The following is a 12,161-nucleotide window of genomic DNA, read 5'->3' on the forward strand; positions in this document are numbered from 1 at the left end:
TCCCGGGCATCCACGTTCTTGCGCGTTGATGCAAAGGAAGACGTGGATGGCCGGGTCAAGCCCGGCCATGACGAAGAGGCTTATCTCGTCCCCTTCCACTCCCGCGTCAGCGCCGCAATATCCGCCGTCTCCGCCTCACGGATCGCTGACGGCGTTCGCGAGAAGCGTGGCGCCGGTGCCGGTTGCGTCACGCCGTGGCGCTCGACAAAGATATTCCGCGCCGCCATGTGCGGATGCTGCGGCGCTTCCTTCATGGTCAGGACCGGCGCGAAGCAGATGTCGGTGCCTTCCATGATGTTGCACCACTCGTCGCGCGTTTTTGTCTTGAAGACGTCCACCAATTTTTGCTTGAGCGCGGGCCACGCCTTGCGGTCCATCTGCGCGTCGAAATCGGCTTCCGTCAGCCCCGCGTGCTGGCGCAGCAACGCGTAAAATTGCGGCTCGATCGAGCCGATCGAGACGAACCGGCCGCAGGCGCATTCGTAGACGCCGTAAAAATGCGCGCCGCCGTCGAGAAAATTGCTCTCGCGCTGGTCGGTCCATCGCCCTGCCGCCGCCATGTCGAAAAACATCGAGAGCAGCGATGCCGCCCCGTCGCACATCGCGGCATCGACGACCTGTCCCTTGCCCGATCTCGATGCTTCCAGCAGCGCGGCGAGGACGCCGACCACCAGATAGAGCGCGCCGCCGCCGAAATCGCCGACCAGATTGAGCGGCGGCACCGGCCGCTCCTTTGGCCCGATCGCCGCCAGCGCGCCGGTCACCGAGATATAGTTGATGTCGTGGCCGGCGGCCTGCGCCAGCGGGCCTTCCTGGCCCCACCCGGTCATGCGGCCGTAAACAAGTCGCGGGTTGCGCGCCAGCACCACATCGGGCCCGAGCCCCAGCCGCTCCATCACGCCGGGCCGAAAGCCCTCGATCAGCGCGTCGGCATGGCCAAGCAAATCCAGCACCTGCGCGATTGAAGCCGTGTCCTTCAGATCGAGCTCGACGACCTTTCGCCCCCGCCCCGCCACCGATTTGAGATTTTTCCTGGCGCCGACGCGGTCGAGCGTGACCACCTCCGCGCCCATGTCCGCCAGCATCATGCAGGCGAACGGGCCCGGTCCGATGCCGGCGAATTCGATGATACGAAAACCGGCGAGCGGGCCGGAAGTTTGGGTCGCGGAATGCGGGGCTGATTTGTCGAGCACGTTGTTATTCCCGTTGAAATGAGAGGCGTAAAAACTATGACGTTGCGGAAGTCTTGTTCGCGGGAGTCTTGCTCGCGGAAGTCTTGCTCATGGAAGTCTCGGCCCCGTGGCGTCCGGGGTCGCTCAAGGTGACCTTGGCGGCGTCTGCCCAAAGCTTCGCGTTTTGCTTCTGGCGTTCGGTGCCGGTGCCTTCCTCGGCGATCTTGCGGCCGAGAGCGATGAAGACCGGAATCTCCTCGTCACGCATCGATCCTGTCGATTGCTTGCGCCGCATCGCTTTTTCGATGTAAGGCGCGAGTTCTTCCTGCTTGCGCTTTTCCCGCTCGATTTCGCGTTGCCGGAATTCCGGCATCACATCCTTGGCGAACAGTTCTAGCGCTTCGCAGATATGCTGATGCCGGTTGCGGCCGCCCTGCTGGATGAACACGGTCTGGTCGACGCCTGACTCCTCGAAATGCCGCAGATGGGTCCGCAATTGATCCGGCGTGCCGATGCCGTGCTCGGCGCCAGCTTCCGGCAGCGCATGGCGCGCCTTTTCGAAATTGGCCCAGATGTCGGTGCGCCCCGGCCGGTGCTCGCCGAACACGTAATGATGCGCCAGGCCGTAGCGGAAGAACCGCAATCCGTCCTCGCCGCGGCGGCGCGCCTCCATCTCGTCTGGATGGAGTGAGAAGCCGGTCACCATGGCGACGTTGGGATTGACCGCATGCCCGATCGGCACGCATTCCTCCTTGAAGATGCGGTAGTAGTCATCGACCCATTGCCGCGCCTCGCGCGGATCGACGAAGGAAAACGTCAGCGCGCCGATGCCGTGACGCGCCGCCATCTTGATGGTCTCGCGGTTGGAGCAGGCGACCCACAGCGGCGGGTGCGGCTTCTGCACCGGCTTCGGCACCACGTTGCGGCACGGCATCTCGAAGAACTCGCCCTTGAAGCCGGGATAGGGGTCCATCACCATCATGTCGGCGCATTGCTCGACGCCCTCTTTCCACATCCGCCGCTTCTCGACCGGATCGAAGCCGACATTGAAGCCGCCGAGCTCCATCACCGAGGCGCTTTCGCCGGTGCCGAATTCGACGCGGCCGTTGGAGACGAGGTCGAGGGTCGCGATGCGCTCGGCGACGCGGGCGGGGTGATTATATTTCGGCGGCATCAGGCAGATGCCGTGGCCGAGACGGATATTTTTGGTGCGCTGCGAGCACGCCGCGAGAAAAATCTCGGGCGCGGAGGAGTGCGAATATTCCTCGAGAAAATGATGCTCGACTTCCCAGGCGTAATCGATGCCGAGTCTATCTGCGAGTTCGACCTGGTCGAGCGCCTCCTGGAACAGCCTATGCTCGTCGCCCTCGTGCCACGGCCGCGGCAGTTGATGCTCGTAGAAAATGCCAAATTTCATGGGCGCTCCCGGGGAACTTGTTAATTAGCTGATTAGCTAAATTGTCTCGCCTTCGGGAGAGGGTGGCAAGCACCTTTTGGGGAGAATACGGGCTAAATGCAGAGCGGCGCGCATGGCTAGCACGCCGCGTCCAGCAACTTGCGTTTAGGCGCTATCAGCCGGCCGCAGTCACGGCGCGCTGTGCCATCACCTTGATCAGGTTGGCGCGATAGTCCGCCGTTCCCTGCAGATCGCTCAAGAGCCCGCTTGAGGAAATTGCGATGCTGCTGAGCGCGGCCGCCGACCAGTTGGCCTTCAGCGCCGCCTCGATCGCCGGCAGGCGCATCACACCGGATGAAGACGCGCCGGTGGCCGCCGCACGGACATCGCCCGATTTTGTCTTGGCGACGAACACGCCGGTGAGCGCAAAACGCGACGCCGGATGCGGGAATTTGGAATAGCCCGCTTTGGCCGGAACAGGGAACGACACGGCGGTGATGATCTCGCCGTCGGCCAGCGCCGTTGAGAACAGGCCCTTGAAGAAATCATCGGCCGCGATGCTGCGCTTGTTGGTCTTGACGGTGGCGCCGAGCGCCAGCACCGCCGCCGGATAATCCGCGGCGGGATCGTTGTTGGCGAGCGAGCCGCCGATGGTGCCCCGATAGCGCACGGCGGGATCGCCGATCAGCGAGACAAGGTAAGTGAGCGCGGGGATCGCCTTTTGCGCCGCCGCGTTGGTGGCGACGTCGTAATGCGGCGTCGCCGCCTTGATGGTCACCGCGTCAACGGAAACCTCGATGCCGATCAGCTCCTTGATCTTGCAGAGATCGATCACGTCGGAGGGCGACGCCAGCCGCTGCTTCATCACAGGGATCAGCGTGTGGCCGCCGGCGAGATATTTTGCCTCTTTGCCCTTGGAAAATAACGCCGCGGCTTCGTCGACGGAGGAGGGGCGATGATAGGTCGTTGCGTACATGGCTATGCTCCCTCTTAAGCGGCGTGAATGGCGCGCCACACCCGGTCGGGTGTCGCCGGCATCTCAAGCTTGTTGTTGCCGATGGCGTCCGTGATGGCGTTGATGACGGCAGCAGATGCGCCGATCGCGCCGGCTTCGCCGCAGCCCTTGACGCCGAGCGGATTGCCCGGACACAGCGTCGGGGTGTGGTTTAATTTGAACGACGGCAGATCGTCGGCGCGCGGCATGGTGTAATCCATGAACGACGCGGTCACGAGCTGACCGTTAGAGTCATAAACCGCGCCTTCCAGCAGCGCCTGGCCGATGCCTTGGGCGAGGCCGCCATGGACCTGGCCTTCGACGATCATCGGGTTGATCAGCCGCCCAAAATCGTCCGCCGCCACGAAGTTGACGAACGAAGTCTTGCCGGTCGCGGAATCGACTTCCAGTTCGCAGATATAGGCACCGGCCGGGAAGGTGAAGTTGGTGGGGTCGTAGAACGCGGTTTCCTTCAACCCCGGCTCCATGCCGTCGGGCAGATTGTGCGCGGTATAGGCGGCGAGCGCGACCATCGGCAGCGCGATCGACTTGTCGGTGCCGGTGACCTTGAACTCGCCGTTCTCGATGACGATGTCGCCCTCGGACGCTTCCAATAGATGCGAGGCGATCTTCTTGGCCTTGGCCTCGACCTTCTCCATCGCCTTGACGATGGCGGTGCCGCCGACCGCGATCGAGCGCGAGCCGTAGGTACCCATGCCGAACTGCACCTTGTCGGTGTCGCCATGGACGATCTGTACCTGGCTGATGGGAACGCCGAGACGTTCGGAGATCAGTTGCGCGAATGTCGTCTCATGGCCCTGGCCGTGGCTGTGCGACCCCGTGAGGACCTCGATGGTGCCCACCGGATTGACGCGGACCTCCGCGGATTCCCAAAGGCCTACGCCGGCGCCTAGGCTGCCGACCGCTTTCGAGGGCGCGATGCCGCAGGCCTCGATATAGCAGGAGAAGCCGATGCCGCGCAGCTTGCCTTCCGACTTCGCCTTTGCCTTGCGCGCGGGGAAGCCGGCGTAATCGATCGCCTTCAACGCCGCATCGAGCGAGGCGCCGAAATCGCCGATGTCATAGGCCATGATGACCGGCGTCTGATAGGGGAATTGGGTGATAAAATTCTTGCGGCGCAGTTCGCCCGGGTCGACCTTCAATTGCCGCGCCGCGGTCTCCATCATCCGCTCGACCAGATAGCTCGCTTCGGGCCGGCCCGCGCCGCGATAGGCATCGACCGGCGTGGTGTTGGTATAGACGCCCATCACCTCTGCATAGATCGCCGGGATGACATACTGGCCCGACAGCAGCGTGACATAGAGATAGGTCGGCACCGCGGACGAAAACAGCGACATATAGGCGCCGAAATTGGCGTGGGTTTTCACCCGCAAGCCCAAAATCTTGTTGTCCTTGTCGAACGCCATCTCCGCCTTCGAGACGTGGTCGCGGCCATGCGCGTCGGTGAGGAAGGCCTCGGTGCGGTCGCCGGTCCATTTGACGGGACGACGCACTTTCTTCGACGCCCACAGGGCGACCATTTCCTCGGGGTAAATGTAGATCTTGGAGCCAAAACCGCCGCCGACATCGGGCGCGATCACCCGCAGCTTGTGCTCCTGCGCGATATTGTAGAACGCCGACAATACGAGGCGCGCGACATGCGGATTCTGCGACGTCGTGTAGAGCGTAAAATGCTCTTCGGCTTCGTTATACTCCGCGATCGCCGAGCGCGGCTCCATCGCATTCGGCACCAGGCGGTTATTGGTGAGTTCGAGGGTGACGATGTTGGCCGCCTTCGCAAAGGCGTCCTTGACGGTAGCTTCATCGCCGAGCGCCCAGTCATAGACCACGTTGCCAGGTGCTTCCGGGTGCAGCTGCGGCGCGCCCGGCTTGATCGCGGCGCGAATGTCCGCCGCGGCCGGGAGCTCTTCGTAAGTGACGACCACGGCTTCCGCCGCATCCTTGGCCTGGTTTTTGGTCTCCGCGATCACGACCGCGACCGCTTGGCCAACGAAGCGCACCGTCTCCGGCGCCATCGCCGGCCACGCGCCCATCTTCATCGGCGTGCCGTCCTTTGAGGTGATCGCCCAGCCGCAAATCAAATTGCCGACCTTGTCATCGACGATCTCTTTGCCCGTGAGCACGCCGACCACGCCGGGCATTTTCATCGCCGCCGACGAATCGATGCTCTTTACTTTCGCATGGGCGTGGGGGCTTCGGATGAAATGGGCATAGGTCATGCCCTGCAATTTGATGTCATCGACGTAGCGGCCCTTGCCTGTGATAAAACGCCGGTCTTCCTTGCGCACCACGCTTGCGCCAATGCCTTCAACGCCCATGTCCGTTCTCCCTACCGGAGTTTGTTGTCCGCCATTTCCATCGAAATTCGGCGGTCTTGATCGGGTAAATCGGTGGTCTGTCGCGCGTTATTCCGCGGCCTGCGCGACCTTCATGCGGCCGGCGGCGTCGAGCACCGATTTGACGATGTTGTGGTAGCCGGTGCAGCGGCAGATATTGCCCTCGAGCTCCTGCCGGACGGTGGCCTCGTCGAGCATGCCGCTGTGGCGGTGCACAATATCGATCGCCGCCATGATCATGCCCGGCGTGCAATAGCCGCACTGCAGGCCGTGATTATCGCGGAATGCGGCCTGCATTGGGTGCAGCTCGTCGCCCTTGGCGATCCCCTCGATCGTGGTGACGTTGGCGCCACCCGCCTGTCCGACCAGCACCGTGCAGGATTTGACCGCGCGGCCATCGATATGCACGACGCAGGCGCCGCACTGGCTGGTGTCGCAGCCGATATGGGTGCCGGTCAGGTTGAGATGATCGCGCAGCAGATGGACGAGGAGCGTCCGGTCCTCGACCTCAGCCGAGACCGCCTTGCCGTTTACCGTCAGTTTGACTGTCGACACGCGTAAACCCTCCCGATGAATTATTGATTGATCCGATTAGAAGCACGGGGGCCGGACTTTGCAACTGGGAATTTGGTTGCGGGGGTCATTGTGATGTCGCGATCGTCGCACCCGGCGTCCCGGCGAGCGGCGGGGGCGGCCGCCGGGCCGCGCATCGCCCTACGCAAATTTGCGCACTCCAAATAATGACTCCGTCATGCCCGGGCTTGTCCAGGCTTGTCCCGGGCATCCACGTCTTCCCTCCTTGGCAGCAAGAAGGACGTGGATGGCCGGGACAAGCCCGGCCACGACGGAGAGGTAGGCGTCCCGGATTGCGCTGCACTTCATCCGGGTTACTGGCCTGCCGATCCGCCCGAAATTTACGGCCTTTTATCTATTCTGCTCTAATTTTCGGCTTCGGCTCCGGGGGCTCGCGCCCCCGGTCCGGCTGTTTTGCGGAAAAAAGACGGGGGTCCGAGGTGTTCAAGCGTGTCTGGCCGCAATCATTGTCCCCGAAGTTTCCAAAACTAAAGCTCCCGACGCTCCGATTCCGCGGCAAGGTCATGCTCGGCTTTGCCGTCGTGCTGGCGATCTCGGCCGCCAGCATGGGGATTGCCTATCTCGGCTTCGAGCGCGTCCTGGGTGGCGTCGCCGGCTACCGCAACAGCGTCGCGGAATCCGATCTGGCGCGCAATATCGACCGCGAGCTGATCTCCTACCAGGCGATGGCGCGATATTATGTGGTGACCGGAAAGGAGGAGGACGCCAAAGCGACGCTGGACGCCGAGACGAGCCTCAAGGACGCCATCGACAAATCGATGCGGGGCACCACCAATCCGGCGCGGCTCGATCAGATCACGCGGCTGGCCCGCGAATTCAAAACCTTCACCAAGATTTTCGTCGAAATCCTGAAATTCAAGCGCGACAGCGCGCTGGTGACGCAGAACCAGCTCGCCCGCGGCGCCAACATGCTGCGCTACAAGCTCGACGATCTCCCCAGCAACGCCGACGATTCGGAGCTGCAGGTAATCCAGCTCGGCGCCAAGAAAGTGACCGAGCAATTCCAGGCGGTGACCGCGCTCGCCAACACCTTCGTCATCAATGCCGACCAGACAGTCGCCGCCAGCGCGCTGGCGCGGCTCAAATTCGTTGAAAACTCGCTGCACGCGATTTCCTCGAAGGACGAAAAGATCGTGCAGGGGCTGAAAGAAGCCGGCGCGCTGCTCGAAGAATACCGGCAGGCGCTGAGCAAACTGATCGACAATTCGAAGGAAATCGAGGAGCTGGTGGCCGAGATGGCCGACTCCGCCGGTGCGATCGTGAAGGGCGCGAGCGTGATGAAGGCGGATTTGCTTTCCGATCAGCAGCGGCTCGAAGCCGAATCGGATGCCACCATCGGCGAGACCGAGCGGTTGATCCTGATGCTCGCGGCCGGCGGCTTCCTGCTCGGCGCCATTCTGGCGCTGCTGTTGGGCCGGGGAATTTCGAAGCCGATGACGGCGATGTGCAAGGCGATGCGCGAACTCGCGGGCGGCAATTTCGACGTCGTGCTGCCGGGGTTGGGGCGCAAGGACGAGCTGGGCGAGATGGCGGGCGCGGTGGAAGAATTCAAGATGCAGGCGGTCGCCAAGGCCGAACGCGATGCTGCGGAGCAAGATGCCCAGAACAAGGCGGCGGGCGCCGCGCGCCGCGCCGAGCTCATTCGTTTCGCGGATGATTTTGAGACCGCGGTGGGCGCGATCGTCTCCAACGTGTCGGCCTCCGCGGTTCAGCTCGAATCGGCTGCCGGAACGCTGACGCGGACCGCGGAAACCACGCAAGGCCTGTCCAGCCAGGTCGCAGGTGCGTCGGAAGAAGCCTCCAGCAGCATGCAGTCGGTCGCCAGCGCAACGGAGGAATTGTCGGCGTCGGTCGACGAGATCGGCCGGCGGGTGCGCGATTCCAACAAGATCGCGGAAGACGCGGTGCTGCAGGCGCAACAAACCGACGGGCGGATCGGAAAATTGTCGCGCGCGGCACAAGAGATCGGCGACGTCGTCAAATTGATCACGGCGATTGCCGAGCAAACCAATCTCTTGGCGCTCAACGCAACCATTGAGGCCGCCCGTGCCGGCGATGCCGGGCGGGGCTTTGCGGTGGTCGCCTCCGAGGTCAAATCGCTGGCGAGCCAGACCGCGAAAGCGACCGACGAGATCTCGTCGCATATTTTGGGCATGCAGGGCGCGACCCAGGAATCGGTCGCCGCGATCAAGGAGATCGGCGGCACCATCGGTCAGATCTCCAATATCGCTTCCTCGATTGCCAGCGCCGTCGAGCAGCAGAGCGCGGCGACGCAAGAGATCGCGCGCAGCGTGCAGAACGTCGCGCAGGGTACGCAGGAGGCCGCCGCCAACATCATGCAGGTCAATCGCGGCGCCACCGAAACCGGCTCGGCGTCGGAGGAGGTTTTGAATTCCGCCAAAACGCTGTCGGCCGAAAGCGCCCGCCTGCGCGAAGAGCTCGACCGCTTCATGGCGAATATAAGAGCGGCCTAGTTGTCGTCCCTGCGAGAGCAGGGACCCATAACCACCGATGCTCATTGCTGGAAAGCCGTCTACCCCCAGCGCTAAATCGCGACAGCACGGCGTATGGGTCCCTGCTTTCGCAGGGACGACGATGAAACCTTATCGCGAGTATACGCGCATCTTAAGGGCGCCATTCAACCGGTGTCATCATGCGCGAAGGCGGATGATCCAGTACGCCGTGACGTCTCCTTTCTTGCTCAGGCCGGCGATTACTGGATACCCGCTTTCGCGGGTATGACGGCGGCGCCAAAATAGTTGCCGCAATCACTCGTCTTTTCCAAACGCCCGCTTCAACTCGACCTTCGCGCGCTGCAGGCGCTCGCGCTGGGTTTGCGGGAGCGTGCGGCCGGCGCGGTTGATGTAAAACGTCAGCATCGAGAGCGCGGAACGATAGGCGCCGGCCTTGCGGCGCGATGAGCGTTCCGCCGAGCGCTTGAGGGATGCTGCGATCTTCCTCGGATCCTTGAGCGTGAACACGCCGCGCTTCAGATCGAGCGCGTCGCTTTCCCGTGTCACGCGCTGCGACCAGCGTTTTGCGGTGGTCTTGCGCGCCGTTGTTCTGCGCGCCGTCGTTTTGCGGGCGCGCTGGGCTTTCCGGTGCACTGCCATCTTGGCCTCCATGCCATTGCAGCCGAAAAACGGTCGCGATCCCGATCTGTTCCTTTGCCCCAATGCGGGAACTTGCGCGCGCCGGAGGCGTTGAAAGAAGCGGTCCCGGAATGCCGTTTTCCCGGGATATTCCTCATTGGTTCGACGGAATGGATTTGCAGCTGACCAAGCGCCATTCGACGGCTGCTACGATGGCGCCGGCGCGCCGTGACGATGATCGGATCATCGAAACCAGCATTCCATCGCGTCTCGACGCTCTCCCCTGGAGCGGCTTCCATACCCGGGTCGTGATGGCGCTCGGGATCACCTGGGTGCTCGATGGGCTGGAGGTCACGCTGGCGGGCTCGCTCTCGGGCGCGCTGAAGGAAAGCCCGAGCTTGCATTTTTCCAATTTCGATGTCGGATTTGCCAACAGCCTTTATCTCGCGGGCGCCGTCCTCGGCGCGCTCGGATTCGGCTGGCTCACCGACCGGATCGGGCGCAGGAAACTATTCTTCATCACGCTCGCGCTTTATCTTTCCGCAACCGCCGCGACCGCGCTGTCCTGGAATCTCGCAAGCTACGCGCTGTTTCGATTCTTGACCGGCGCCGGCATCGGCGGCGAATACACCGCGATCAATTCGACGATCCAGGAACTGGTGCCGGCGCGCTATCGCGGCTGGACCGATCTCGTCATCAATGGCAGCTTCTGGGTCGGCGCCGCGATCGGCGCCGCCAGCGCGATCGTGCTGCTCGATCCGCATCTGCTCGGTCCCGATCTCGGCTGGCGGCTCGCTTATCTCACCGGCGCCTGCCTCGGCCTCGTCGTGTTCGTGATGCGGATGTGGATACCCGAAAGCCCGCGCTGGCTGATGATTCACGGTCGCCCCGAAGAGGCCCATGCCATCGTCGAGGAGATCGAAAAATCCGTGATCGGACATGCGCACGACCCGAATCAGCAGGCCTTCCCGAAGATCAAACTTCGAATGCGCGATCACACGCCGCTGCGCGAGGTGGTGCGCACGTTGTTCGTGACTTACCGGCAGCGCTCGCTGGTCGGACTTTCGTTGATGATCGCGCAGGCGTTTTTCTACAATGCGATCTTCTTCACCTTCGCGCTGGTCCTGACCGACTTCTATGGAATCCCGGCGGACCACATCGGCTGGTACATCCTGCCCTTCGCGGCCGGCAATTTCCTCGGGCCCTTGATGCTCGGCCGGCTGTTCGACACGCTGGGGCGGCGCACGATGATCACGCTCACCTATGGCGTGTCCGGCGTCCTGCTCGCGCTGTCCGGCTATCTGTTTTCGGTCGGCGCCTTGAGCGCCGAGACCCAGACCATCGCCTGGATGGTGATTTTCTTTTTTGCCTCGCCCGCGGCAAGCAGCGCCTATCTCACCGTCAGCGAAACCTTTCCGCTCGAGGTGCGCGCGCTGGCGATCGCGCTGTTCTATGCGATCGGAACCGGGATTGGCGGCGTCGTCGGTCCCGCATTGTTCGGCGCGTTGATCGATACGGGATCGCGCGGCAGCGTGTTCGCAGGCTACCTGCTCGGATCAGGATTGATGATCGCGGCGGCCCTTATCGCCTGGCGTTACGCGGTCGCAGCCGAGCGCCGGCCACTCGAATCCGTTGCACGGCCGCTTGCCTTTGTGGAGTAGAATGAATGAACGGGAATTCGGTCGAGGCAAAATTGCGGGAAGACATTCCATCAGCGCGCGAGCGGTCGCCGGATCTGAATCCTGCGGCGGGCGAACTTGCGCGCCGGCTCGATGAAATCGCGATCCTGCTCGATATCGACGGCACGCTGCTTGATCTCGCGCCGACGCCGCGCGAAGTCTGGGTGCCGCCGGGGCTTTCAAGAACACTCAATCGGCTGCTCCAAAAAACCTCGGGCGCGCTGGCGCTGGTCAGCGGCCGTTCGCTGAACGATATCGACCTGATCTTTGCACCCGAGCAATATCCTGTTGTCGGCGGCCATGGCGCGGAGATGCGGCTCGCGATCGATAGCGAAGCCGTCGCCAGCCATGCGCCGCCAATGGACAAGGAATTGAAGCGCCGCCTCGCGGCCATCGCAAAGCTCAGCCCCGGGATATTGCTCGAAGACAAGGGTTATTCGCTGGCGCTGCACTATCGGCTGGCGCCGCATGCGGAAAAGGCGATCTACGAGGCGGTGTCGTTGATCAGGGCCGATCTGCCGAATGCGCCGATCGAAGTGCTGCCCGGCAAATGTGTCTGCGAGATAAAACCTTCCGGTTTCACCAAGGCGACCGGCGTCCGGGAATTGATGACGCATGAGCCTTTCAAAGGCCGCCGTCCGATTTTCATCGGCGACGATGTCACCGACGAATCAGTGTTTGCGATCGTTCCCGAATATGGCGGCCTGGCGTTTTCGGTGGGCCGTCACGCCAAAGGCATGGCGGGTTATTTCGACGACCCGCGCGAAGTGCGCGAATGGCTTGCACGCCTCGTCGGTGACGAAGCTGCGGCGAAACCGTGATCATCGTTCCCCGATTGGGTTCCATGCCGCGCCGCCTGAATTTGGTTTCATTTCGT

Annotated in this window: 9 protein-coding genes; 3 read left to right on the forward strand and 6 right to left on the reverse strand. The window is 62.8% G+C overall.

Going from position 1 to position 12,161, the window contains the following annotated elements:
- Positions 1–80 precede the first annotated feature (80 nt).
- From B5526_RS20995 to B5526_RS21015, 5 genes are all read right to left on the reverse strand, one after another.
- Positions 81–1,193 (reverse strand): CaiB/BaiF CoA transferase family protein, encoded by a 1,113-nt coding sequence (locus tag B5526_RS20995; RefSeq protein WP_079541200.1) that lies wholly within the window; start codon positions 1,191–1,193, stop codon positions 81–83.
- A 34-nt stretch (positions 1,194–1,227) separates the two neighbouring features.
- Positions 1,228–2,589 carry an LLM class flavin-dependent oxidoreductase gene (locus tag B5526_RS21000; protein WP_079541202.1) on the reverse strand — a complete coding sequence of 454 codons (1,362 nt, stop codon included), beginning with the start codon at positions 2,587–2,589 and terminating at the stop codon, positions 1,228–1,230.
- Positions 2,590–2,743: 154 nt separating this feature from the next.
- A complete protein-coding gene (locus B5526_RS21005; RefSeq protein WP_079541204.1) occupies positions 2,744–3,544 on the reverse strand; it encodes an FAD binding domain-containing protein in 801 nt (266 codons plus the stop codon).
- A 14-nt stretch (positions 3,545–3,558) separates the two neighbouring features.
- The gene (locus B5526_RS21010) at positions 3,559–5,901 is read right to left on the reverse strand and encodes a xanthine dehydrogenase family protein molybdopterin-binding subunit (protein WP_079541206.1); all 2,343 of its coding nucleotides are present in this window, start codon (positions 5,899–5,901) and stop codon (positions 3,559–3,561) included.
- An 87-nt stretch (positions 5,902–5,988) separates the two neighbouring features.
- A complete protein-coding gene (locus B5526_RS21015) occupies positions 5,989–6,474 on the reverse strand; it encodes a (2Fe-2S)-binding protein (protein WP_079541208.1) in 486 nt (161 codons plus the stop codon).
- Between the two features lie 542 nt (positions 6,475–7,016).
- Here B5526_RS21015 and B5526_RS21020 point away from each other — a divergent pair.
- Positions 7,017–8,987: a methyl-accepting chemotaxis protein gene (locus B5526_RS21020; protein WP_079545154.1), complete on the forward strand. Its 1,971-nt coding sequence runs from the start codon at positions 7,017–7,019 to the stop codon at positions 8,985–8,987.
- A gap of 294 nt (positions 8,988–9,281) precedes the next feature.
- Here the strand turns inward: B5526_RS21020 and B5526_RS21025 are convergent, their stop codons facing one another.
- Positions 9,282–9,626: a DUF3175 domain-containing protein gene (locus B5526_RS21025; RefSeq protein ID WP_079545155.1), complete on the reverse strand. Its 345-nt coding sequence runs from the start codon at positions 9,624–9,626 to the stop codon at positions 9,282–9,284.
- A 191-nt stretch (positions 9,627–9,817) separates the two neighbouring features.
- Here B5526_RS21025 and B5526_RS21030 point away from each other — a divergent pair, with 191 nt between their 5' ends.
- Positions 9,818–11,266: an MFS transporter gene (locus B5526_RS21030; protein ID WP_244562379.1), complete on the forward strand. Its 1,449-nt coding sequence runs from the start codon at positions 9,818–9,820 to the stop codon at positions 11,264–11,266.
- Between the two features lie 5 nt (positions 11,267–11,271).
- The gene (otsB, locus tag B5526_RS21035; protein WP_079541212.1) at positions 11,272–12,105 is read left to right on the forward strand and encodes a trehalose-phosphatase; all 834 of its coding nucleotides are present in this window, start codon (positions 11,272–11,274) and stop codon (positions 12,103–12,105) included.
- The last annotated feature ends 56 nt before the right edge of the window (positions 12,106–12,161 follow it).

This window comes from Bradyrhizobium lablabi (genome assembly GCF_900141755.1).
Taxonomy (GTDB): domain Bacteria; phylum Pseudomonadota; class Alphaproteobacteria; order Rhizobiales; family Xanthobacteraceae; genus Bradyrhizobium; species Bradyrhizobium lablabi_A.

Bases quoted from the DNA above. Each gene is read 5' to 3' on its own strand.
- B5526_RS21000 (WP_079541202.1), bottom strand. From the start codon at position 2,589: ATGAAATTTGGCATTTTCTACGAGCATCAACTGCCGCGGCCGTGGCAC.
- B5526_RS21005 (WP_079541204.1), bottom strand. From the start codon at position 3,544: ATGTACGCAACGACCTATCATCGCCCCTCCTCCGTCGACGAAGCCGCG.
- B5526_RS21010 (WP_079541206.1), bottom strand. From the start codon at position 5,901: ATGGGCGTTGAAGGCATTGGCGCAAGCGTGGTGCGCAAGGAAGACCGG.
- B5526_RS21020 (WP_079545154.1), top strand. From the start codon at position 7,017: ATGCTCGGCTTTGCCGTCGTGCTGGCGATCTCGGCCGCCAGCATGGGG.
- B5526_RS21025 (WP_079545155.1), bottom strand. From the start codon at position 9,626: ATGGCAGTGCACCGGAAAGCCCAGCGCGCCCGCAAAACGACGGCGCGC.
- B5526_RS21030 (WP_244562379.1), top strand. From the start codon at position 9,818: ATGGCGCCGGCGCGCCGTGACGATGATCGGATCATCGAAACCAGCATT.
- otsB (WP_079541212.1), top strand. From the start codon at position 11,272: ATGAACGGGAATTCGGTCGAGGCAAAATTGCGGGAAGACATTCCATCA.